Genomic DNA, 24,745 nt, shown 5'->3' on the forward strand with positions numbered 1-24,745 from the left:
AGCATGTTAATAAACGGTGACCTTCCTACAGAGGACTTTCACCTCATTAGTTCATGCCCATGCTGGGCGTACACAAGGCGCTTAACTCGTTCCCTTCGGTCACTGGGACAATAACACTGCGGTGCTTCGCACTTTACCGCAGTGTTATTGCCCGTTAGCTTTGCGTTAAATTGCAAATCAGGAGTCAAAATGTTCTCTGACCTTATGAAAGATAAAGTTACGATTTTAAAACAAAATGGTGATAAACACGAAGGTATTCAAGCAAGTGTGCAAAGTAAAATGACCTTCATACAAAGAAGCGACATTCTTATTGAAACTGGTGATTTAATTCAACGGATTATGTCTAATGGTGGTGTTGAAACCTATAAAGTAATTGATCCTGGGTTTCATGAAGGCGGATCATTAATTCCAGCTGGATATCAAATCAAGCATAAAAATTTAGGATTGCCTGAAGCTGAAAAAGCTGTGCAGACAATTACATATAATTTGAATGGGCATAATTCTAGAGTCAATAACAACTCTGTAGACAACTCAACTAACACTGTAAATAATAGTGATGTTGCAGAGCATATCGCTTTGTTACGCGATGAAATTAATCGTATTATCGAATCTGAACAAGAAAAGCAAGATGCACTAGAAGTTGTGGATGCAATTGAAAGTCAATTTGAAAGCAATAAACCTAGTAGAGTTCTAGTTAATACTCTCATTTCTGGTTTGCCACATGCAGGTAGCATCGCTTCTATTGGTTCTTTTTTACTCGCCGCCGTTGGTGGTTAGCAATTTAACAGATAAGGATAGGCCGCGCGTAGCCGCGTCCTTATCCCAAGTGTTGAACAAGCCCGAGTGATACCTTTATAGTGTAAATATCGGCGTAAGATCTTACGCTTTTTCGATGTGTGCAGAGCAGTTACATTTTTTACTAGCCGCATCGTTCCCTTAGCATCGCCAGCTAATTTCGTAGTGGTTCAGTAAAACTGGCCACTACTTTGTAGTCAAAAGGTGTGTTTGGCATAGAATAAGTTATCAGAACGTTTAGTTTCATTTGTTCATCGTAACTCGGAATTGTCCAAAAGTGGGTTAGGGACGTAACACATTTCTGCCCCATTGTGTGTTTCGACCGATTGAACAAACTCTTCACTAAAGCATCATTTGACTTACTTTTTTTCATGCCTAGAACTCTAACTATCTAACCAAATTTGCTAATCCACTACAGTGGCCAAATTAACTATGCCACTACAAAAGGCTTCACATCTATTCCTTCCCGATGTTTTAGCCTTATAAAGGGAATTGTCAGCTTGTAAAAACAAGTTATCGGTATCAATCACTTTTCCTTTGATAGTAGAAATACCAATACTTACCGTGACAACACCTGCATCGGTAGAGTATTCATGAATCATTGCTTCAGCTTGTATATTTTTTCTTATTCTTTCTGCGACATCTTTTGCTTCACGGAGGTTAGTATTGGACAATACAATCACAAACTCTTCTCCACCATATCTTGCTAGTAGATCAGAATCTCTATACACACTTTTTCTTAATTGGCTAGAAATTATCTTTAGTATACTATCCCCCGCAGCATGACCATAATTATCATTGTAGTTTTTGAAATTATCAATATCTATAATCAGAAGTGACAAGGGCTCACCAGATCGCATTGCTAAGGCTGAAATTTTTTTTAAATATGCTGAATAAATACGACGATTATATAGCCCTGTCAAAGAATCAATCTCGCTAAGCTCCTTTAATTTTTTATTTACCTCAACTAATTCTTCTTTAAGCTTTTGGAGATTTACTTGCTCAGTAATATCACGACTAATACCGAACACTCCTATCAACTCACTTCCTCCATCTTTGTAAAGAGGCCATTTATAGGTAGATACCCAGCCCTCATTTCCATCTTTATCTGTATAAGGCTCGATTTTGTTTATTTTCTGTAATCCACCTTCGATTATTTTTTCATCTTCCTTACGATATGCGAATGCATCATCATGAGGAAACACATCAAAGTCATCTTTACCGCGAAGTTCCTTCCATGAGTTTTCCCCGACAAGATCTGCAAAGCTCTGACTGCACAATAAAAACTTATAATTCATATCCTTAAAGTAGATGTAATCGCTAGTAATAGATAATAAGGACATGAAGTGACTGAGGAAATTACTTTGCATACATCTGCTCTCTTATTTTTCGGGGGCTCACAAAATTTCAGCGTTAAATTATCCGTTAATATTAAAGATAGCTGACTTGGCCAACTAAACCAAGTCACAGCCTTCATTACCTATGCCAATCGAAGTTGGTATGTTGTGGCTAAGTGAATTTGGCCACTAATTTAGAGTGAACCAACAACATTTTCTATCTCGCAATGTGCCCCATTGCGACTTAGCGAGTAAATTATTACGGTCACATTCCACCAGTTGTTTGGAGTTCTCTGCCTTCAAAAGTAACCATAAATAGTTTTAGAGTGTAGCTTCCTAAAATAGTGGTATTTAATATGCTATTCCCCTGTATATTATGCATCTTAGTAATTACAGGGTATAAGGAAGGGTATCATTATGGAGTCTTGTTTGATTTTCTTTTTAAATCATCGTGTTACTTTCTTTTTGGCGGTGTGATGTAAATATCACAATAGTCTGTGACGTGGTGTAGTGAAATAGTTAATTTGGCCACAAATTAAAAGGTTAAACCACTGCGGGTAACACATGTGATGGTCAATGGAGTGAGGGCATTCGTTAGATTCCTTCACTACCCCTACAAAATCTAATGTGTATTACTATCGACTAGTACAATAACTCTAGCAAGCTTCTGTCCAGAAATAAGCTAGCTCGGTTCTAAATGAGTGACCATTCCCCCTTGGCCACTCAAACAAAATGATAAGTTAAATTGATAACAAATTTCTCGGAAACAACAGTTAAATTATTTTAAAATCATATACAAGAATACTAGTAATATTGAAGCCAATTATCTTTCATCGCTAATATGATTATCTGTTTTGAATTCGATTGTAATCAAGTATGCCTGCATCTATTGGATGATTTTTTTTGTATTGCGTCATCAAGGTGTCACTGAATGCCCAAAAAGCAGGGTCAGTTCTTCGAACGCCATAGTTATCTAACAATCTTTTGTAATCAGCATTGGTTTTAACCTTGAGAACTTGAGCGACTAATGCTGGCAGCTCAGCTTCTTTTACGCGCCAAAAAGCATTGGGGTAACTGCCAAGTAGGCCGTTAACCAGTGTCACATTATCGCGTTTATATAGCCGGTTGGATTCTTCATCAAATAAGCTAGAGATGTTTTTATGGGCACTGTTTCTTATTAGGGTGAAAAGCTGAGGTTCAACAGAGGTATCTGCAGCTTCAATCAAAATATAAGTAAGTTCAGGGAATATAGATGCATTTTCCCCTTGTAGATGATTAATCCTTTGAAGGTGCGCCTTACTCTCACCTGAAAGCTGGGTTGACTCAAGTGCATAACGAGTTGGCGTTACCTTTGCGACTCGCTGTTTGAGCATTTGCAATAATTCATGCTTAGGGTCGTTTGTCGTATAAATAACTTCTGTGGGTTTACTGAACTCATTGATATTGCCTTCAAGATGATCTGTTAAATACAGACTTGCATCTTGATACCAATCAGCAAGCTCTTGGTGACGGTTTTTCGTTGGTAACAAGGTTAAAAAGTTCGACTCACCTTCCATGCGAAGAAGATCCATGTACATGCGAGTAATTAATTGATGGCCAAAATTACCATAGACATCATAACCAGCCACAAGCAGGTAATGAATGCGCTCTAATAACGAATAACTGATAACCCAAGCGGTTTTAGGTTGCTCACCGATTAAGCCTTTCACGACTGATGCATTATCAAAATGGCGAAATACCGTTAGGCTAGCATTAGCATTCGTACCATTGCCGTCCCAAATAAGCTGAGTCGTTAAGTGTTCATTATTTTCGAATTCTTCTTCCAAGAATGCATTTTTAGCACGAAGAAAGCGGCCCTGTTGTCTAGCATATTTAATCCAATTACTAACCGGTCGCAAAGTATTGCTTTCCTGCTCAGCAGGAAGGGTCAGGTTGTCGGCCTGTGAGCGATAAAATTCATTTAATTGTGAGAGGTTAGACATATCAGGGTCGACAAAAAACACCCAAAATCGGTCATTAATAACATCAAGTGCAAGCTGTCCTCGACATACCGGGCCTTTTATATACGCCATAATGGTATTTTGCGCATTATCAAGCAAAAACTTATAGCGCGCCTCTACGGGTAATTCTGTGAAGGCGATAAGCGGATTTGCAGCAACTGATGGTTTATAGCTTGGTAAAGCGCTAACTTTATAATTGGGTTCAATAAACAATGACTTTATACGCTCAAGCTTTTCATCGCTGAGTGCATATGGCATATGTGTTTTATCGACAATGGTTTCGCGCACTTGTTCTAAGCGATAGTAAAACGAATCTGTCTTTGGATCATCGTAAGGTCGACGTGTTGCGATGACATCGATGACTTCCCCTGGGGCGCTTTTCGATCTAACCAATTTAAAAAAGGTCGGTACCCCTTGCGGGCCAATGTCCTCGTTCTCGAAATATAAATGTGAAACAAACAAATGTTCAAATATATAGCGACTTGTTAGTTGTTGTTTTAATGATTTTTTATTGAGGAATGTTTCCCATTTCTCCGCCGCTGTAAGTTCATTGCTTGAAGGAGGAGCTACGGCTGTCATTGGTGCGCCTGTAGAAAGCCACTGCAACAATATATTATTTTCATTGTTTGATATTTGCGGTAAGCCATAAGGCATCCCCCATTTAGGGAAATCCTCTTCATAGCTGTCCATTTCTTCAATCGATGGGCACTGTTGGTTATGATCAAGGGAGAAGTCCCACGAGTCATCAAGTATGTCTTCTGTTGGTAAAGGATGGCTTTGTTTTAACAGTAGCATTCGCGCAATAACACCGGCTTGTATATTGGCTGCTGGTGATTGTGAGCGTTCATTCAGTACTGGAGTAAAGCCTTTATCACGCCATTGCGCAGTTGTTTGGGCATCGAGAAACATGCGAGTAGTATTTGCAGAAAGTAACCGCGTACCTTGGTACACTTTATCTTTATTCGCACCACGGTCTATACCTTCAGCGGATGACATCTTAAGTTGACAAGGCGCATCGTAACAAGCGTGGCAGACAACACATCGGTTATCGATTATAGGTTTAACATCATTAATATAGCTTTGAGCTTGAACTGAGTTTGTTTCTACCATGCGCTGTTGGGGCTGCGCTTTACCGTATAACTTATCGTAATTAAAACCCACAAAAATCGCGCAACCTGACAAGATAACACAAAGAAAAATTACCATTGTGCGGCTGTAGTACTTCAAAAAAAAATTATACATAGTCAATTGGCAACCTCTTGGTTTGTTGCGTTTGCATCAAATGATTATTGATGGTTTTGTGGCAAAAAATTTGCTGTTGCTTCAGGAATAATCTTTCCCATCTCATTCAGCGATTCAATTAATCAATGATAAGGAATGAATTTGAATAGAAATATTTTGTTATTGAGTTTAACCTTTGCTGCTTGGGTTGGTATGGCTTGTCACCAATGAGTTATCTTTATCTCATTCTGTCATAGCGAGTAATTTGCCACTCCTTCAATCACTTGGCGTGGGTTTATTGAATATGCGCCTATATGGCCTAACAAGCTAGTTCAATATCAATTTATCTCGAACACATCGAGGTCCAGAACGACAAAACCTAGCCTAAAAGTAGTCTAGTTATACTGTGCTATCAATAAACACAGTAATAGCCTAGTAAAATTGAGCAGATCATCACAGAGCGAATCCAGGCATAAACGAGTGTTATATAAGTGATAGGGTTTTACGCATTCTAAAGCCAGCGTATTTTTAAGTGAAAAGACCACTGAGGGCAGATAAAAAGTCTAACTTTTTTATTGGTTAGTTGAATCATATCTTATGATTCAAGATGCTGCTGTAAAGACAAAAAGTCTGACCTTAATATCTGCCTACTTCAAGTTATTTTTGGCATAAAAAAAGGCTACCAGAAAGTAGCCTTAAATCCCCAGCTCTGAAGCAAGCTTCAGCGCAAATGGTGTAAAATTAGCAGACTCTAGCAACTAAGCCTTTTAAATAGAATCCTTCAGGGAAGCCGCTACCGATTGGGTGATCGCTGGCTTGGCTTAAGCGGTCAATAAACTGTACATCACGCTTGGCATCTAAGGCTGCATCTGCCACAACCTTTTGGAATAAGTCCGCAGGCATCAGCCCAGAACAAGAGAATGTCAGTAAAATGCCGCCTGGATTTAATAACTGCATCGCAATCATGTTGATATCTTTGTATCCGCGACAAGCACCGTTTAGTTGGGCTTTATTATCGGCAAATTTTGGTGGGTCTAATACAATAACATCAAAGGTTTTACCCTCGTCACGGTACTGGCGTAATAGCTTAAATACATCAGCTTCATGGTAATTAACATGGTCATCATTAAAGCCATTGATTTGCATATTTTTACGGGCGGTATCTAACGCTAACGCCGACACATCAACGTTTTCAATGCTCGATGCGCCGCCTTTAGCGGCGTATAAGCCAAAGGTGCCGGTGTAACAAAAACAGTTAAGTACTGACTTGTCTTTTACAAATCTGGCAGCAATATTGCGGTTATCACGTTGGTCTAAATAAAAGCCGGTCTTATGACCTTTAGTGACATCAACTGCGATTTTAATGCCGTTTTCTTCAATGAACACTGGCATTTCTGGCAGCTCACCATGAAGTAAACCCGTTACCGGCTTTAACCCCTCTTTTTTACGAGAGTCAACATCTGAGCGCTCATAGATAGCGCAATCAGGATAAAGCTCAGCGAGGACTGATACTAAGGTATCACGCCAGTAATCTGCGCCCGTGTTAAGTAACTGGCACACTAATACATTAGCGTATTTATCAATGGTTATGCCAGGCAGTCCATCTGACTCAGCAGCAACCAGTCTGTAACCGGTTAAACCCTGCTCAGCAATTAATGCTTCACGGCCTGCTTGGGCTCGTTGAATGCGGCGAACAAAAAAGTCTCTATCGATAGCTTCTTCTTTATCAAAGCTCCAAATACGCACTTGAATTTGCGACTCTGGTGACCAAGCACCACGACCTAACCAATGACCATCATGGGCTACAACATCAACAGTTTCACCAGCTTGTGGTTTTCCTTTAATATTGTGTATACCACTTGCAAAAACCCAAGGGTGTTTACGTTCAAGTGATTTCTCACGCTTTGGTCTAAGCTTGATTCTGATAGCCATGATGTTGCCTTTTTCAAATTGGGATACGGATGATAAGGATCCTCAGAAAGGAACGCAAGAAACAATAGTAAAATATAGCGTATAGCAGGCTTTAACGGATTAAAAAGCAAGATGATGTTGCTAAAATGATGTTACTAAGATGAGGTCTAGCATCGCTAAATTTATACACGGCTGATTATATTTTACCGAGTGTAAGCAGTCATTAGGTTATTTCTTGTTTATATTTACAGCTCAAATATGAGCTCTCTCATTTTTATATCATTATTCTCCTTTAAATTTACAACCCAAAAAACGCTAGTTAAAATAAATTCAATAGCGTTTTTAAATAATTTTAAAATTGAAACAGCAAATTGCAACGACAAAATATTAACCATTACTTTTGATGTAATAACAGGGTAAATAATTGAGATTGGCTTAATAAGGTAATATTTTTATAATTATTACCATCTGTGGTTAATGAAATAATCGGGTTTTGTAAAAAGTCTTTGGCATCATCTGCAGAATACAATTCTGGTATGTCTAAATGATATGTTTCACTGCCCTGTACATCGAGTCTTAAATATAGCGGCTCTGATTTTACCCAATAACCTGAGTCATCGGCATTATCTTGAAATAAATCACTATAGCTAATTTCTAACAAATGTAGCCCTTGGCCTAAGTCTACCTCACGCTGAAACTCTACAATAACACCATTAACGCTATCGACATCAAGATCGTCATGAAAGGTTATGCTGGCGGACTGGGCTGTAAAACTGCTGAGTAATAATCCCATAGCAATCGCTAATGTTAATTTAGTCTTCATGTTCAACTCCAATAAATTAATAGTTAATGTCACGTATATTCAAGCTAGCAACTGTGCTTTCACAACGGTCATTTAATTAGACCTAATGCCGTCATAAAAAATTTCACAAATACACTATTTAATTTATTTGAAGACGAACAATACAATCATTAAAAAATAAAACCTGTTGATAATCAACATCACAAACAATAATAAAATCTGATCAACACTTAAATGTTTATCAAAATTTTAATATCGTTAAACATCGCTGCAGATTTACCTAATAGGCTTCAACTCACAAAATCGATTGCTCAAGATTACGTATTTTTTTATCAAAGTACGCTTTTAAGAAATCTAGCAATAAGCGCACTTTTTTAGAGTCTGTCGCCCCGGGTGGAAATACCCCATAAATGGTAATGTCACTAAATTGATAATCATCCAATACGGTTTCTAAACTGCCCTGTTTCACTTTTGGCCAAGCATCATAGGTTGGCACTCGCCCTATCCCATGGCCGCCTTCAATGAATGCGGTACGCGCTGAGGCGTTATTGGTGGTAATTGAGCCTTTCATTTCAATACTAAATGAGCGTGAACCCTTATTAAGATGCAGCACTTTTTTTTGTGGTTTATACATCACCCAGTCATGGCTGGATAAATCAGCTGGGGTTTCTGGCCTGCCGTATTTATTAAAATACTCAACCGAGCCACATAGGCAAGTTTTGAGCACACATAATTTAGTTGCCTGTAAGCCTGAGTCAACCAAAGGCGCACCACGAATAGCTAGATCAATGCCTTGATTGATAATATTAACGATTTCATCAGTTAACATCACATCAAGTTCAATTTTTGGGTACAAACGTTTAAATTCATTAAGGGCTGGCACTATGGTTTCTAAGCCAGCGTTGACAGGACAGGTGATCCTAATCAAACCCATAGGCTCACTTTTCATATTCTCAATTTGCTTGTTGGCCGTGTTAGCTTGATCGGCTATCACTTTACAAGATTGATAATAGGCTTCACCTTCTTCGGTCAAACTAATACTTCGAGTAGATCGATTTAACAGTCTTACCTCTAAATGCGCTTCAAGCTTTTTTATGTGATAACTCACTACCGCCCTTGAAAGACCAATATGCTTTGCTGCGCCGCTTAAACTGCCCTGTTCAACAACTTGGGCAAACACCACCATGCTTTTCAACTGCTCAAATGACACATTCATATTTTAATATCCAAGAGTTTATTTACTGGAATATTGTATCAATTATTTAAACAATGAAGTCAATTATATCTGCATTGTCAGATGCTAATTGGCTTTCTATACTGTAGCCACTTTCAACAAAGAGATAATGACTTTCTCTTTTGAATCACTCTACATCAGAACTTATGCAAGCTTTGTACTTGCCGTAATAACTAAAATAAAAGGGTTTTAAAATGACACAGAAAAAAGTATTAATGGTGCTTACCTCTCATTCAGAACTAGGCAACACGGGTAACAAAACTGGTTTTTGGGTCGAAGAATTTGCAGCTCCATATTATGTGTTTTTAGATGCAGGTTTTGAAATCACCCTCGCATCGCCAGCAGGCGGACAACCACCGATTGATCCAAGCAGTGAACTAGAAGGCTTTCAAACCGCTGACACTCAGCGCTTTGATGACGATAGCCAAGCTAAAATGGCACTGGCTAACACCAACGTATTAGCTGATATTGATGCCAGTGATTACGACGCGGTATTTTATCCTGGCGGTCACGGTCCACTGTGGGACTTAACAGATAATGCAGACTCTATTAAATTAATCGCGCAATTTATTGCTCAAAACAAACCTGTTGCTGCGGTATGTCATGCAACGGCAGCGTTACTTAACGTAAAACAAGATGACCAGTACCTTGTAAAAGGTAAAGCGGTAACTGGTTTTACAAATAGTGAAGAAGATGCTGTGCAATTAACTGATGTAGTTCCTTTTTTATTAGAAGATGAATTACTAAAACGTGATGCAGATTACCAAAAAGCAGCTGACTGGCATGCGTTTTCAGTTCAAGATGGGCTAGTTATTACAGGCCAAAATCCTGCAAGCTCATCATTAACAGCACAAAAATTAGTTGCTCAGATCACTGAGTCATAAATTCGTTATTTAGGATATTCTCATGCTTAATTTTACATTCCAAAATACCACTAAAATTCATTTCGGTGAGGGCCAAATTAGCGCCATCTCAAAGGAAATTCCAACATCAGCTAAAATATTAGTTGTTTATGGCGGCGGCTCCATTAAATCAAATGGTGTTTATCAGCAAGTGTCTGATGCGCTCAAAGATCACACATGGTTTGAGTTTTCAGGTATTGAGCCTAATCCACAATACGATACGTTAATGAAGGCACAAACCATCATTGAAGCTGAAAACATCGATTACTTGCTAGCAGTCGGTGGCGGCTCAGTGGTCGATGGGGTTAAATTTATTGCTGCTGCTGCGAAATTTGAAGGTGATGACCCTTGGGATATCGTCGCAAAAGGCGCCAAAATTGAACAAGCATTACCTATTGGTGCCGTATTAACCTTACCTGCTACGGGTTCTGAATCAAATGGCGGCTCTGTTATTACTCGTAATGGTAATAAATTGCCTTTTGGTAGCCCATTAGTACGTCCGTTATTTGCAGTGCTTGATCCTTCAGTCACTTTATCTTTATCAGACCGTCAAATTGGTAATGGTGTTGTTGATGCTTATATCCACATCATGGAACAGTATTTGACCTTTGATGTAAACGCTAAAGTACAGGACCGTTTCAGTGAAGGTTTACTACAAACCTTAATTGAAGAAGGCCCTAAAGCCCTTGCTGCTGAAACAAAAGACGATTTAGAGATTAGGTCTAATATCATGTGGTCTGCCACTATGGCGCTTAACGGCTTGATTGGCGCCGGTGTACCACAAGATTGGTCTACACATATGATTGGCCATGAACTAACAGCAAGCCATGGTATTGATCATGCGCGCACCTTATCAATCGTGCTTCCTGCGGTAATGAAAGTGCGTCGTGAGCAAAAACATGCAAAATTAGTTCAGTATGCTGAACGTGTATTTGGCATCACAACAGGTAGCGATGAGCAAAAAATTGATCAAGCTATTGAGGCTACCGAAAACTTCTTTAAGTTAATGCAAGTCCCTACACGCCTAAGTGATATTGATCTTGGTGCAGAGCAAGTTGACGTATTAGTTGCTGCACTTGAAAGCCATGGCATGACTAAACTTGGCGAACATGGCGATATTGACTTAGCAGTAAGCCGCGAAATTCTCACCACTGCGATCTGATCTATAACTCAATTGACCATTTAGATGAAAGGCTAGCATTGCTAGCCTTTTTTAATGGCAGTTTTTATCTTTCCTCTTAATAGCTCACTGTTCTTTGCTTCTTTGCAAAATAACACCACTAAGTTTGCCAAGTGGTTTTATAGGTAAAATTATGCTTCGACTTGTAGCTTTAATCATTGACTTCATGGCAGTAAATAGCTATTCCGCTAATCCCAGCCTTCACTAGCGCTTGTATTTGTGATCTAGTTAAATAATTCATCAGATGATGAATATTGAAGAATTAATTCACTAAAACAATCCGCTGCATTGCTTTACCATATTCTACACTTAATGAATTAATGGATACGCTAAGTATCTTCAAAGCTGTGTTGAATTTATGCCTAAAAAAATAATGCCAGTTAAAAAGCCAGTCGGTAGGCCAGCTGTCAAAGCAGATAATCGCTGCGCACTTATCAATGCAGCAAAAACCTTATTTGTCGATAATGATTACGATAAAGTCTCTATTCGAGCCATTGCTGCTAAAGCAAAAGTGGATGCAAGTTTAATCCGCTATTATTTTCAATCTAAATTGGGGCTTTTTGCCGAAATGCTCAAGGAAACCATTGAGCCAGTTCATGCCCAATTAAATAATTCCAAGGAAAAATCGACTCAAGATTCACCAGAAAAAATATTACTGGCCTTTTATAAAATTATGAGTCAAAACCCAGATTTTCCGAAACTCATATTTCGCACCGCCAGCCTTAAAACCACCAAGAAAAACCAAGAGCTGCAAGCCAATTTATTGAGTTTATTCCCGAAAAATAGGTTAACCATTTTTGAAAAGATGCATCAGCAAAACCGTCTACAGCAAGGTATTGATCCAATGTGCGCCAAAATGAGTTTTATTAGTTTAATGGTATTTCCATTCTTAATGCCTGACATATTTAAACAAGCATTGAATATTAAAACCTCAGCAGAATTTTTACAGCATTTAGCTAAGCAAAATGCACAAATATTACGTCATGGGCTTATTGCCAATGAATCTCAACTCAGTCAGGACGCTTAACATGACCCCGTTAAAAAGACACTATGTTTTTCCAGGCATCATCGCCGGTATTATCATCTTTATCGCTGCGATATCATTACGCTCGTCACCAGAGTTGCAACCCAACCATGATAAATCACGCCTGGTCGATGTTATTAGCCTGACAAAACAGCCCGTACAACCTGTGATCAAAGCCTATGGTCGTGTGGCTCCAAAGCATATCTGGCAAGGCATTGCCGAAGTGGGCGGCAAAATTACTTATCGCCACCCTGAGCTTGAAACGGGCAGATTGATCAAGGCTGGCACCTTAGTGTTAACCATTGACCCTCTTGAATACCAACTAAAACTTGCTCAAGCTGAAGCTAACTATAATTCAGCTCAAGCGCAGTTAGTACAGCTAAATCAGCAAGAAATAAACTTACAATCAAGCATAGAAATTGAGCGCCAACGACTGACCTTAGTTGATCAAGAATATAAACGTAAACAATCGTTAAATAAGAAAAACTTGATCTCAAAATCAGAACTTGAAACCCAAAAACAAGCTTTACTGGCCCAGCGTAACTTAGTGCAAGACTTAACCAGCAGCTTAAGCTTGTTGCCTGATGATAAAAAAGTCACTGCGGCGCAAGTTAAGGTTAATCAAGCTTTACTGGAAGATGCCCAACGTCAACTCAATAATACTCGCTTTACTTTGCCTTTTGATGCACGCATTGCCGAGGTCAACATTGAGCAAGCTCAAGCCGTCACCAATGGCGCTGTGTTGTTCGAGGCCCATCAATTAGGCGCAGTTGAAATAAAGGCTGAATTGTCATTATTTGATGCCGAAACCTTAATTCATTCAATTAATGAACTGCCAAGAGATACCTCTGCATTACCTTCAATTGAAAAAGTTAATTTTGACACTCATATCACGGTCAATATGGGTAAAACCTTACACCAATGGCAAGCTAAATTGACTCGCGTTGCCGATACCATAAACCCAGATCAAGCGACGATAGGTTTTTATCTTGAAGTTGATCAAGATTTCAACCAAATGAATTTGTTAGCTAAACCGCCATTAACCAAGGGCATGTTTGTCACCTCCTATATTAAAGGTTATCCCTCAGAGCATTACGTTATCCCAGAAAAAGCCTTACATGGTGAGCAAGTTTATTTAATGGATCAAGACAACAAGCTGGTTATTAAACAGGTTGAAGTGCTATTTAGAACCGACAATGGCGTCGCCATTAAAGGCGATATTCACCAAAATGACCGTGTGGTTACCAATGACTTAATTCCTGCCATTAATGGCATGGGGCTTAAATTATCAACAGCGAACGAAACCACTACCCCAGTAACAAGTGATCTAGCGAATGACGAGGAGCAGGCACTGTGATTAATTTTTTCACTCGTCACCCCACCATTGCTAACTTAATGATGTTGGCATTTTTTGTCATGGGCTTAAGCAGTATTGGTAACATTAAACGTGAAACCTTTCCTGAATTTAGTCCGCCTTACATTATCGCCAGTGTGGTTTACCCCGGCGCATCTCCAGCAGAAGTGGAAGAAAGCCTGTGCCTGCGTATGGAAGACGCCATTGATGGCTTAAGTAATATCGAAGAAGTGAAATGTGACGCCCAAGAAGGGATTGCATCATTGACGGTAAAACTTAATGGCGAAGCCGACATTGGCCGCAGTTTGGTTGATATTCAAACCGAAATTAACGCCATTAAAGACTTTCCGGCGCAAATTGACCCACCAACGGTCAAAGAGCTTGATTGGGCTGAACCGGTTGTAGATATTGCCATCGCTGCAGATGCCAGCTTGCCACACCTTAAATCCTATGCTGAGGATTTAAAGCGACGGTTAAAAATCGAGGCGGGCGTGAGCTTAGTGAGCGTGTCTGGCTTTTCAGATCATCAAATACGAGTCGAGTTAAACGAAGCGGATATTCGTCGCTTAGGGCTAACAGTAGCCGAAATAGCTGATAAAGTGGGCAGGCAAAATGTCCAAATGCCCGCTGGCAGTATCGAGCTTTCTGATAAAAACCTGTTGATCCGTTTTGATGAACGACAAATCACCCCTGATAACCTCAGTAAAATCATCGTTTCCTCTAATACTGAAGGCGGCGTGGTTACCTTAGGCGACATTGCTACCATCACCGACTTATTTGAGCTTGAGGAAGAACATACCATCTTTAATGGCCAACCTGCGGCCATGCTTAAAGTGCAAAAAAACAAAGCCGATGATGCCTTAAGAATTAAGTCCAGAGTCACTGAGTTTATCGAACAAGAACGGCTTATAGCCCCCGATGGCGTGACCCTAACCTTAACCAACGATTTATCTTCACTACTGCAAGACCGATTATCAATGCTGCTTCGAAATGGTTGGCAAGGGATCATCTTAGTGTTCTTTTCGATGTGGTTATTTTTCTCGTTACGCTATTCGTTTTGGGTTTCAGCGGGCTTACCTGTAGCCTTTATGGGCGGCTTGTTCTTAATGAGCATGTTTGGCGTATCAATCAACATTATGAGCCTAGTCGGCTTACTAATGGCCATTGGTATTATGATGGATGATGCCATTGTTATTGCCGAATCCGTTGCTGCCCATGTTGAAAAAGGCTTGCCCACCAATGAGGCGGTGATCCAAGGGGTAAATAAAGTCGCCCCAGGCGTATTCTCATCATTTTTAACCACAGTGTTTATTTTTGGCAGTTTATTGTGGTTAGACGGGCAAATGGGCGCGGTATTGTCGGTGGTGCCACTGGTATTAATCATGGTCTTAAGTGTGAGCTTAATTGAAGCATTCTTGATTTTACCGAATCACTTAAGTCACTCGCTAAAATCTAATAAACAGCAGAAACCACCGTTAAAGTTTAAACGGGTCTTTTTAGAAAAGTTTGAACACTTCAAAAACAACACCTTAGTTAATGCCGTTACCTTTGTGGTGAAATGGCGCTATGCCAGCCTTGGGCTTACACTTGGCGGTTTAATGCTGTCTTTTGCCTTAGTGGCAGGTGGCGCGGTAAAATTTGTCGGCTTTCCTGAACTCGATGGCGATATTGCTGAAGCAAGAATCATTTTGCCACCAGGTTCCACTTTAGAGCAAACCAAAACTGTCGTTAGTCACTTGGTTGCCGCAGCCAATACCGTTGGCGATAAATTAACGCAACTAAATGGCGAACAGTCGAATCTCATCCGCTACGTTACCGAGCAATATAATGTCAATGCGGATGCGGGCGAACAAGGCCCACATGTGGCAACGGTAAGATTAGATTTGTTATCAGCTGAAACCCGCGAAACCCTGATTGATAACTTCATTTCAGCATGGCGCAGCGCCAGTGGTGATATTGCAGAGCCCATCTCCTTGGTATTTAAACAACCGAGTATGGGCCCTGCTGGCCGTGATGTTGAAGTCAGACTGCAGCATGATAATTTAGCCACGTTAAAACTGGCCTCCGTTGATTTGCAATCTTACTTAAGTCAGTTTTCTGGGGTTAATGGCATTTTAGATGACATGCGCCCAGGCAAAGAAGAAGTACTGGTAAAATTAAAAGATGGCGCTGAAAATTATGGTGTTGATGGTGAGATGGTAGCATCGCAACTGCGTGCGGCATACTTTGGCCAAACCGCAGATGATGTGCAATCAGGCCCTGAAAACATCGAAATACAAGTCAGGTTGAATAAACAGCAAGCAGGTAATTTGCAAGCGTTAGCTAACTTCCCAATCATGTTAAGTAACGGTAATCAGATACCATTAAGCGCAGTAGCAACATTAGACTTTGAACGATCTTATGTACGTATTCAGCGCATTGAAAGTCAGCGCACTGTAACCATTATGGCTGACATAGATAATGCCAAAGCCAATGGCAGCGAAATTGTCGCCAAAGTGCAAAATGAATACGCTAATGAATTACGCCAAAAGTATCCGGGACTAAAAGTTGATTATGAAGGCGCAGCCAAAGAAACCGCTAAGACTGGCGCTTCTTTCTTACAGGGTTTTATTATCGGTTTATTTGGATTATTTGCGATTTTAAGTTTTCAATTTAGAAGCTATTTAGAACCTTTTGTGGTGATGTTAGCCATTCCTTTAGCACTCATAGGTGTGTTTTGGGGCCATTTACTCACAGGCCATAATCTATCAATGCCATCAATTCTTGGCTTTGTATCTTTAGCGGGTATTGTGGTTAACGACTCCATCTTGTTGGTGCAATATATCCGCCATCACGTAGATATTGGCGATGATATTCAGCAAGCGGTAATTAAAGCGTCTCGAGACAGGTTCAGAGCAGTATTTCTCACCTCACTGACCACGGCTGCTGGACTATTGCCATTACTGTTAGAAACCTCGCTACAAGCGCAGGTTGTAAAACCCATTGTAATATCAATTGTGTTTGGAATATTTACCTCAACCTTGTTGGTACTGTTTATTATTCCCTGTGCGTATGCGGTGTTAGCAGATTTTAATTTAGTCCATAAACACGAGGATTTAGAGGCCTAGTGCTTACTAGGCTATAGCTCTCAGACAAAGTTACAAGCTAAAAATAATGGCTAATAAATAACCCGCAAGCTGTATTAATGGCTAGCGGGTTATTTTTACATGTGTAGATATATGAAAGAGCTAGAAGCTTTAGCTATAGGTTGGCGCTTTAACCTAACGATCAATAAGCCCCAAACAATGATGTTAATCTGGCTTATTGATTTTATTTAATAATCTCATGAAAGTTTGTTGCTCTTCATAGGATAAGCCACTTAGGCATTTTTGATTAACCCACTCAGCTTCACCAATAAGATCTTGCTCTAAGGCCTTACCGGCATCAGTTAAAAAAATCTGAAAGGCGCGGCGGTTATCAGACTCTTGATGGCGAGTGATATAACCCTGTACTTGCAGTTGATCTAATAGCCTAGTCATAGTGTAATTAGCCACATCACACACTTTAGACAGTTCAGTTTGGCTAATGCCCTCTTCTTGCCACAGTGAAAACAGCACAGGCCAAAGCTTAACGTCAAGTTGGTAACGTTTTAAGCGTTCATCTAGCTCGTTTTGCAGCGTAAGATTAAGATGCGAGATTTGATAATATAGGCTTTCGTATCGTTTCATATAACCACTCCTACAGGCTCATCAATCCTTAGTTAAGCGCAAAAGTTAATCATCAACATAAAATACTTGGTGGCTGGTGCGTAAAAGAACTAACCAAGTTAATCAATGTTGCCCTAAAAATGTAATTGCAACTAATCATTGGTGCTATCACTAACGGATGTGACTAACATAAACAGGCTTAAGTACTGATATTATTTATCTTTATACTTATTAAGCTTGTTAACGTGTAAGTCAGTAAACCCTTGCGGAGCTGCTTTGTTATACCACAGCTTGCTACACAGGCCAATTAGCACCTCACCCTCTTTGTACGTATAAGACCGCTTTTTTAGTCAATCTATTACAAACTGATTTATATAACGGTAATAGCAAGCCCGCCCCAAACAAGCGATGATGCCTCGCTCAATGGGCACTTCAATGGTGTTTTCTAATAGTTTCACAGCCTTAATATCAACAATCTGATGCTCAGTGCCAATGCTACTTATTAAGGTTAGTCCATTATTTGCTAGCGGCTCATAGTCAACGATAAAAATTGCATGGTTATCTACGCTGACTTTAACCTTTTCAACCGGGGTGATAAGAAAATATTCATTATCAATACAATGAAGCACACTGGCAAAAAGCTTAGCAAATTTTGTCGGTAAAGGACTGGCTAAATAGAACCAATCCCCATGATGGTCAATATAAAACAATGGCTCAGTGCTACATAAATCAACTTCTGCACCTAATTGACTGGCAATACTCAATGGTTTTTCATTTTTATGTTTAGTCATTAGCAACGTGCTCATCGGCAGCAATCAGTAACTGAAGTAAGGCTTCTACTGGGTGTTTTGGCTTAAAGCCCGCAAAACGTTTCACTTGGCTACGGCAAGAATAGCCTGATACCAATATTTGGCTTTTCTCAGCGATGCTGTCTAAGGTTGGCTGCCAAGACATAGCAAACAGCTTAGATGAGCGGCCCATATTATCCAGTTCATGGCCATAGGTGCCCGCCATACCGCAGCAACCCACGTTGATCATTTCAAACTCAGCGCCAAAATGATTAAATACCGCTTTCCATTCGTTGGCCGTAGCCGGTTTTGCGGTGGATTCAGTACAATGACTAAACCAACTAAATGACGCGCTGGTTTTGTCTAACGCTGGCATGAGTTGAATCGCATCGGTTAACCACTCATTAGCTAACAGTACTTCAAAATTGCCTCGCTGCGCCCCTAGCACCTCTTGATATTCATCTCGATAACAAAGCACTAATGCAGGGTCTAAGCCAACCATCGGCATATCAAGTTGATAAACTTGATTTAAAAAGTCTGCACTTGATTTGGCAGTCGCGGCAAATTTATCTAAAAAGCCTTTAATGTGTGATGGTTTACCATTGGGTTTAAACGGCAATAACACCGGCTTTAAACCTATTTTTTCTATTAATTGTATAAAACGATAAACCAGCTCAGCATCATAAAAACTGTTAAATGGATCTTGCACCACCAGTACATAATTGCCACGCTCTGATGTTGGAATACTTTGCAGCGCCTCTAAATCATAACCACGGCTTGGATGGCCATCCAGACGCTGTTTTAATGTGGGAACTGATAATGCAGGTGAATCTATATAACCAATAGATTTTTTGATAACCCACTGACTTAATTTATTTTGCGAGGCAAAATTGGTTACTTTTGGCATAGCAGCCATAAGCGGCAGCATGTCTTCAATACCTGCAACTAAATAGTCTTTTGCTGGGCGCATATATCGTTTGTAATAGATATTGAAAAATTGCGCGCGAAATTTAGGCACATCCACTTTAACAGGGCACTGCCCTGAACAGGCTTTACAGGCTAAACAGCCTTTTAACGAGTCCATGACTTCATGTGAATAATCATAATCTCGGCCAATGTGAAAGCTGTTTTGCGCTCGCTGCATAAAGCTTAAAGGTTTAGATTGAGCCAGTGCCTCTACATCAACGCCCTCTGCCTCCAGCAGCCTTAACCATTCCCGCATCAAGCCACTTCGGCCTTTAGGTGAATGGATCCGATCGCCGGTAACTTTAAATGACGGACACATGAACGAATAGCTACTGTAGTTAAAACATAAGCCATTACCATTACAATTCATTACATCAGGAAATGCATCACGGACTTGAATCGGAATTTGTCTATCAAAGGTGCCGCGCTTAACGCTATCAACATTAAACATCATTGGGCCACTGCCTTTAGGCGCGACTAGTTTGCCCGGATTTAATCGATTGTCAGGGTCAAATAAGCCTTTAACCTCTTCAAGTTCGCCATATAGTTCATCACCAAATACGGCTGGTCCATATTCACCACGCACCCCTTTACCATGTTCGCCCCACATCAAACCGCCATATTTAAGCGTGAGTTCAGCAACTTGATCGGATAACACTTTTAGCAGCTTTTCATCCGCTTCATCGCACATATCAAGCGCGGGACGCACATGCAGCACTCCTGCATCAACGTGACCAAACATGCCATATTGCAATTTATGGCCATCTAATAAGTCCCTAAACTCCATGATAAAGTCAGCTAAATTTTCTGGCGGTACGGCAGTATCTTCGGCAAATGGCAGTGGTTTTCTGCGGCCTTTAGTTGCGCCTAGCAAGCCTACGGCTTTTTTACGCATGGCGTAAATTTTATTAATACTGGGCTTATCTTCAGTAATTTGATAACCCACAACCCCAGCTTGTTCGCTAGCCAATTGTGCCGCCAGTGTTTTTTCAAGGGCAGCAATGCCTTGCCTAATATCAGCCTCATCCCCAGCGAATTCAACCATATTGAGGCCTTCAATGGTTTTATTGGGTACTGATTCAATGAGGTGAGACACTGAGTGCCAAATAATATCTTCACGGGCCAAATTCAGCACTTTTGAGTCTATAGTTTCGACCACGGTAGCATTGGCTTCAACCAATGATGGTGCATGACGCAATGCTGATTCAAACGAGTCATATTTAATATTTACCATCATCCGCGTATGTGGCAATGGGGTGATATTTAATTTGGCCTCTGTTAATACCGCCAGTGTACCTTCAGAGCCTGCAAGTATGCGTGATAAATCAAATTGGCTTAAATCATCATTCCATACATGTTTTAGATCGTATCCGGTTAAAAAACGATTTAATGGCGGAAACTGTTTTAGAATAAGCTCACGCTTGTCGCGGCAACGCTTGGCAATCGTGCTAATAATATTGGCAGCAAAGCTATTGGTGTTTACGGATTGGGACTCTGACTGATTTAACGCCTCATCTGCCGCTATTGGTGTGCTTGAAAGCACACTACCATCAACCAATACGCTGGTAAGGCCAAGGACATGATCAGATGTTTTACCGTAAACCAGTGAACCCGCACCCGATGCATCAGTGCTGACCATGCCGCCAACCGTTGCACGATTAGAGGTTGATAAATCTGGACTGAAAAAGAACCCATGTGGCCTAAGGGCATCATTAAGTGCATCTTTTACCACACCAGCTTGTACTCTTACCCAGCCTTCTTCTGCATTGACTTCCAGTACTTGATTCATGTGCCTTGAGACATCAAGTATTAAGCCGTGGGTCAGTGATTGTCCGTTAGTGCCAGTACCGCCACCACGGGCACTAAAAGTCACTTGTTTATATTGAGGGTCTGCAGCTAATGTCATCACCAGCTCAACATCCGCCTGAGTGAGAGGATAAATAACCGCTTGGGGTAAAAACTGGTAAACAGAATTGTCGGTCGCTTGAATTAAACGCGCACTATAACGTTTATCAATTTCGCCAGAAAACGAAGATGCTTCGAGCGCATCAAGAAAGCTTAAGTAAATTGGTTCTAACGTCTGTTGATGTGATAGCAGCGGTAACATAGTCAATTTCTGTTTATAGTAATTTAAAGTCATTATAAACAAAAAAAAAGCCGCTAAAAGCGGCTTTTGTTCATGTTGATAAATTAGTTAACTAAAAACTAACTTTTCAAGCATATTAAGCATGTTCTTCTGCTAAATATAACCAAGTGTCGATGACTGTATCAGGGTTAAGTGACACAGTATCAATACCTTGCTCTACTAGCCATTGTGCAAAATCTGCATGATCAGATGGGCCTTGGCCACAAATACCAACATAAGCACCTTTGGCTTTAGCCGCTTTAATCGCTAATGAAAGCAATGCTTTAACAGCATCATTTCGTTCATCGAATAAGTGACTGATAATGCCAGAATCGCGATCTAGACCCAAAGTTAATTGAGTTAAATCGTTAGAACCGATAGAGAAACCATCGAAATGCTCAAGGAATTGGTCAGCTAATAATGCATTAGACGGTAACTCACACATCATGATGACGCGTAAACCATCTTTACCACGCTCTAAACCTTGCTCTTTTAATAATTCGATAACTTGCGCGGCTTCATCAACGGTACGAACGAATGGGATCATAATCTCAACGTTCTTAAGGCCCATATCATTACGCACACGTTTAATTGCTTCACATTCTAGAGCAAAACAGTCACGGAACGATTCAGAGATATAACGACTAGCACCACGGAAGCCCAACATTGGGTTTTCTTCTTCAGGCTCGTAACGGTCACCACCAACAAGGTTAGCGTATTCGTTAGACTTAAAGTCTGACATACGTACGATAACTTTCTTAGGATAGAACGCACTACCGATGGTTGCGATACCTTCAACGAGACGAGCAATATAGTACTCAACTGGTGATTCGTAACCTGCAATCATTTCATTGATTTCTTGCTGCAGCTCAGCAGGTTGTGAATTAAATTCAAGCAGCGCTTTAGGGTGAATACCAATCATGCGATTGATAATAAACTCAAGACGCGCAAGTCCCACACCTTCGTTAGGTAAACGGGCGAAATCAAATGCACGATCAGGGTTACCGACGTTCATCATGATTTTCATTGGTAGTTCAGGCAAGGTATCAACACGGTTAGTGATAACTTCAAACTCTTGCTTACCATCGTAGATGAAACCGGTATCGCCTTCAGAACAAGATACAGTCACTACTTGGCCATTTTTGATACTGTCAGTAACATCACCACAACCAACAACTGCAGGAACACCAAGCTCACGCGCAATAATTGCTGCGTGACAAGTTCGGCCACCACGGTTAGTGACAATTGCGCTAGCGCGCTTCATGATAGGTTCCCAATCTGGATCAGTCATGTCAGTAACGAGTACATCACCTGGCTCGATTTGATCCATGTCTTCGATAGAGGCTAGCACTTTAGCTACACCAGTACCGATTTTATGACCAATCGCGCGTCCTTCTGAAACAACAGCACCTTTGGATTTTAAGTGGTAGCGTTCAATTAATTGCACGTCTTCACGGCTACGAACAGTTTCAGGACGAGCTTGAACGATATATAACTTACCGTCGTTGCCATCTTTTGCCCATTCGATATCCATTGCACGGCCATAATGTTGTTCAATGATCACCGCTTGCTTTGCAAGCTCCATCACTTCTTCATCATTAATAGAGAAAGTGCCGCGCTCAGCTGCTGCAACATCTTCGATTTTAACTTGCTTGCCGTGAGAAGCATCATCAGAGTAAACCATCTGAATCATCTTGCTACCGATATTACGGCGCACAACGGCTTTATGCCCTTGCGCTAAAATTGGTTTGTGAACATAGAATTCATCAGGGTTAACAGCGCCTTGTACTACCATTTCACCTAAACCAAATGATGAAGTGATAAAGACAACGTCGTTGTTACCTGATTCAGTGTCCATGGTAAACATCACACCAGAAGACGCTTTATCTGAACGTACCATGCGTTGTACGCCAGCAGATAATGCCACACCTTGATGCTCGTAACCTTGGTGAACACGATAGGAAATTGCGCGGTCGTTAAATAGCGATGCGTAAACATGCTTAATCGCAAGCAGTACAGCTTCAAAGCCTTTAACGTTTAGGAAAGTTTCTTGTTGACCCGCAAACGAAGCATCTGGCATATCTTCAGCTGTTGCTGATGAACGCACTGCAAATGAAGCTTCTTGAGTCTCGCTAGAAAGTTGCTCGTAAGCTTCACGAATCGCATCTTCTAGTTCTGGTTGAAATGGGGTGTCGATAACCCATTGTCTGATCTGCGCACCAACTTTTGCAAGTTCGTTTACATCATCAACATCAAGGGTTGCCAAGATGTCGAAAATTTTCTGGTTAACACCACTTTGCTCTAGAAACTCATTAAATGCATGAGATGTAGTCGCAAATCCGCCAGGTACTTGAACACCGGCATTAGCCAGGTTACTGATCATTTCACCAAGTGACGCGTTCTTGCCGCCAACCTTGTTTACATCACCCATGCCTAATTCTTGATACCAGAGTATGTATTGCTGCACAGTTATCTCTCCACAAGTTTATTTCAATGGCCCCTTCACACGAGGGCAGAGGCATTCTACACTCCCCCTCAACAACCGTAAATGTATAATTTTATTTGTAATTTTATTACTACAAGAGGCTGAAATGACACCAAAAGTATTCTATATCTCAGATGGGACCGCGATCACAGCAGAAGTATTTGGCCATGCTGTCCTATCCCAATTTCCAGTTGATTTTGAAGCACTTACAATTCCATTTGTTGACAGCATTGCTAAAGCTGAAAAGGTAAAACAACAAATCAATGATAGTTTTATTACAACAAGCTTAAGACCCGTTGTGTTCCATTCCATCGTAAATTCCGACATTCGCGATATTATTTTCTCCAGTGAAGGTTTAGATTATGATTTTTTGAACACCTTTGTTTCGCCATTAGAACAACAACTGGGTATAAAAGCTGCGCCGGTGATCAACCGAACTCACGGTAAAAGCACGACTAACGAATCTTATGATAATCGTATTGATGCGATTAATTTCACTTTAGATAATGATGACGGTCAAACCATGAAACATATGGATAAAGCTGACATTATTTTGCTAGGTGTTTCTCGTTGCGGTAAAACGCCATCGAGTTTGTATCTTTCTATGCAATTTGGCATTAAAGCAGCAAACTACCCTTTTGTTGAAGATGACATGGATAATCTCAAGTTACCTGAAGCGTTAAAACGTAATAAGTCCAAATTATTTGGCTTAACCATTGATCCCCAACGTTTACATGAAATTCGCCAAGGCCGCATGGAAAACAGCCGCTATTCATCACTAAGACAATGCCGGATTGAAGTGAAAGAAGTAGAAATGATGTATAAAAAAGAACGGATCCCGTTTGTTAATACCACATCTCATTCTGTAGAAGAGATTTCAGCTAAAATCCTCGATATTACCGGGCTGAAGCGTCACATGTTTTAATTTTAATGTC

General features: G+C 40.5%; 16 protein-coding genes. 7 read left to right on the forward strand and 9 right to left on the reverse strand.

Annotation, left to right across the window (positions count from 1 at the left end; genetic code table 11):
- Positions 1 to 189 precede the first annotated feature (189 nt).
- Positions 190 to 777, forward strand: a complete 588-nt coding sequence (locus tag Q4546_RS04550; RefSeq protein WP_303445780.1) for a hypothetical protein — start codon at positions 190 to 192, stop codon at positions 775 to 777.
- A 422-nt stretch (positions 778 to 1,199) separates the two neighbouring features.
- Here the strand turns inward: Q4546_RS04550 and Q4546_RS04555 are convergent, their stop codons facing one another.
- From Q4546_RS04555 to Q4546_RS04575, 5 genes are all read right to left on the reverse strand, one after another.
- Positions 1,200 to 2,165 carry a GGDEF domain-containing protein gene (locus Q4546_RS04555; protein ID WP_303445781.1) on the reverse strand — a complete coding sequence of 322 codons (966 nt, stop codon included), beginning with the start codon at positions 2,163 to 2,165 and terminating at the stop codon, positions 1,200 to 1,202.
- 812 nt (positions 2,166 to 2,977) lie between these two features.
- Entirely contained in the window at positions 2,978 to 5,338 is a 2,361-nt protein-coding gene (locus tag Q4546_RS04560) for a fatty acid cis/trans isomerase (RefSeq protein ID WP_303445782.1), read from the reverse strand.
- 756 nt (positions 5,339 to 6,094) lie between these two features.
- Positions 6,095 to 7,285 carry a class I SAM-dependent rRNA methyltransferase gene (locus Q4546_RS04565; protein WP_303445783.1) on the reverse strand — a complete coding sequence of 397 codons (1,191 nt, stop codon included), beginning with the start codon at positions 7,283 to 7,285 and terminating at the stop codon, positions 6,095 to 6,097.
- A gap of 373 nt (positions 7,286 to 7,658) precedes the next feature.
- Positions 7,659 to 8,087 carry a DUF2057 family protein gene (locus Q4546_RS04570; protein ID WP_102519690.1) on the reverse strand — a complete coding sequence of 143 codons (429 nt, stop codon included), beginning with the start codon at positions 8,085 to 8,087 and terminating at the stop codon, positions 7,659 to 7,661.
- A 274-nt stretch (positions 8,088 to 8,361) separates the two neighbouring features.
- The gene (locus Q4546_RS04575; protein WP_102436509.1) at positions 8,362 to 9,282 is read right to left on the reverse strand and encodes a LysR family transcriptional regulator; all 921 of its coding nucleotides are present in this window, start codon (positions 9,280 to 9,282) and stop codon (positions 8,362 to 8,364) included.
- Between the two features lie 212 nt (positions 9,283 to 9,494).
- On the opposite strand from Q4546_RS04575, the gene Q4546_RS04580 reads away from it, so the two are divergent.
- The 5 genes from Q4546_RS04580 (at position 9,495) to Q4546_RS04600 (ending at position 16,867) form a co-directional block, all read left to right on the forward strand.
- Positions 9,495 to 10,184, forward strand: a complete 690-nt coding sequence (locus tag Q4546_RS04580; protein ID WP_102476261.1) for a type 1 glutamine amidotransferase domain-containing protein — start codon at positions 9,495 to 9,497, stop codon at positions 10,182 to 10,184.
- A gap of 22 nt (positions 10,185 to 10,206) precedes the next feature.
- A complete protein-coding gene (locus tag Q4546_RS04585) occupies positions 10,207 to 11,364 on the forward strand; it encodes an iron-containing alcohol dehydrogenase (protein ID WP_102476260.1) in 1,158 nt (385 codons plus the stop codon).
- A gap of 376 nt (positions 11,365 to 11,740) precedes the next feature.
- Entirely contained in the window at positions 11,741 to 12,409 is a 669-nt protein-coding gene (locus tag Q4546_RS04590) for a TetR/AcrR family transcriptional regulator (protein ID WP_102436515.1), read from the forward strand.
- A 1-nt stretch (position 12,410) separates the two neighbouring features.
- A complete protein-coding gene (locus tag Q4546_RS04595; protein WP_303445784.1) occupies positions 12,411 to 13,763 on the forward strand; it encodes an efflux RND transporter periplasmic adaptor subunit in 1,353 nt (450 codons plus the stop codon).
- Positions 13,760 to 16,867, forward strand: coding sequence for an efflux RND transporter permease subunit (locus Q4546_RS04600; RefSeq protein WP_303445785.1), 3,108 nt, complete (start codon positions 13,760 to 13,762; stop codon positions 16,865 to 16,867). The genes Q4546_RS04595 and Q4546_RS04600 overlap by 4 nt, the downstream gene beginning before the upstream one ends.
- A gap of 183 nt (positions 16,868 to 17,050) precedes the next feature.
- Here Q4546_RS04600 and Q4546_RS04605 read toward each other — a convergent pair whose 3' ends face one another.
- The 4 genes from Q4546_RS04605 to ppsA all read right to left on the reverse strand — a co-directional run bounded on the left by Q4546_RS04605 (position 17,051) and on the right by ppsA (position 23,792).
- Positions 17,051 to 17,467, reverse strand: a complete 417-nt coding sequence (locus Q4546_RS04605) for a MarR family winged helix-turn-helix transcriptional regulator (protein WP_102436521.1) — start codon at positions 17,465 to 17,467, stop codon at positions 17,051 to 17,053.
- 329 nt (positions 17,468 to 17,796) lie between these two features.
- Positions 17,797 to 18,237, reverse strand: coding sequence for a DUF1285 domain-containing protein (locus Q4546_RS04610; RefSeq protein WP_303445786.1), 441 nt, complete (start codon positions 18,235 to 18,237; stop codon positions 17,797 to 17,799).
- A complete protein-coding gene (locus Q4546_RS04615) occupies positions 18,230 to 21,307 on the reverse strand; it encodes an FAD-binding and (Fe-S)-binding domain-containing protein (RefSeq protein WP_303445787.1) in 3,078 nt (1,025 codons plus the stop codon). The genes Q4546_RS04610 and Q4546_RS04615 overlap by 8 nt, the downstream gene beginning before the upstream one ends.
- Positions 21,308 to 21,422: 115 nt before the next feature.
- Positions 21,423 to 23,792 (reverse strand): phosphoenolpyruvate synthase, encoded by a 2,370-nt coding sequence (gene ppsA, locus Q4546_RS04620; RefSeq protein ID WP_303445788.1) that lies wholly within the window; start codon positions 23,790 to 23,792, stop codon positions 21,423 to 21,425.
- A gap of 124 nt (positions 23,793 to 23,916) precedes the next feature.
- On the opposite strand from ppsA, the gene Q4546_RS04625 reads away from it, so the two are divergent.
- Positions 23,917 to 24,735, forward strand: a complete 819-nt coding sequence (locus Q4546_RS04625; RefSeq protein ID WP_102476252.1) for a pyruvate, water dikinase regulatory protein — start codon at positions 23,917 to 23,919, stop codon at positions 24,733 to 24,735.
- The last annotated feature ends 10 nt before the right edge of the window (positions 24,736 to 24,745 follow it).

Source organism: Shewanella sp. 4_MG-2023 (assembly GCF_030548015.1).
Classification (GTDB): domain Bacteria; phylum Pseudomonadota; class Gammaproteobacteria; order Enterobacterales; family Shewanellaceae; genus Shewanella.

Bases quoted from the DNA above. Each gene is read 5' to 3' on its own strand.
- Q4546_RS04595 (WP_303445784.1), top strand. From the start codon at position 12,411: ATGACCCCGTTAAAAAGACACTATGTTTTTCCAGGCATCATCGCCGGT.
- Q4546_RS04580 (WP_102476261.1), top strand. From the start codon at position 9,495: ATGACACAGAAAAAAGTATTAATGGTGCTTACCTCTCATTCAGAACTA.
- Q4546_RS04575 (WP_102436509.1), bottom strand. From the start codon at position 9,282: ATGAATGTGTCATTTGAGCAGTTGAAAAGCATGGTGGTGTTTGCCCAA.
- Q4546_RS04565 (WP_303445783.1), bottom strand. From the start codon at position 7,285: ATGGCTATCAGAATCAAGCTTAGACCAAAGCGTGAGAAATCACTTGAA.
- Q4546_RS04570 (WP_102519690.1), bottom strand. From the start codon at position 8,087: ATGAAGACTAAATTAACATTAGCGATTGCTATGGGATTATTACTCAGC.
- Q4546_RS04590 (WP_102436515.1), top strand. From the start codon at position 11,741: ATGCCTAAAAAAATAATGCCAGTTAAAAAGCCAGTCGGTAGGCCAGCT.
- Q4546_RS04550 (WP_303445780.1), top strand. From the start codon at position 190: ATGTTCTCTGACCTTATGAAAGATAAAGTTACGATTTTAAAACAAAAT.
- Q4546_RS04560 (WP_303445782.1), bottom strand. From the start codon at position 5,338: ATGGTAATTTTTCTTTGTGTTATCTTGTCAGGTTGCGCGATTTTTGTG.
- Q4546_RS04555 (WP_303445781.1), bottom strand. From the start codon at position 2,165: ATGCAAAGTAATTTCCTCAGTCACTTCATGTCCTTATTATCTATTACT.
- Q4546_RS04605 (WP_102436521.1), bottom strand. From the start codon at position 17,467: ATGAAACGATACGAAAGCCTATATTATCAAATCTCGCATCTTAATCTT.
- Q4546_RS04585 (WP_102476260.1), top strand. From the start codon at position 10,207: ATGCTTAATTTTACATTCCAAAATACCACTAAAATTCATTTCGGTGAG.
- Q4546_RS04610 (WP_303445786.1), bottom strand. From the start codon at position 18,237: ATGACTAAACATAAAAATGAAAAACCATTGAGTATTGCCAGTCAATTA.
- Q4546_RS04625 (WP_102476252.1), top strand. From the start codon at position 23,917: ATGACACCAAAAGTATTCTATATCTCAGATGGGACCGCGATCACAGCA.
- Q4546_RS04615 (WP_303445787.1), bottom strand. From the start codon at position 21,307: ATGTTACCGCTGCTATCACATCAACAGACGTTAGAACCAATTTACTTA.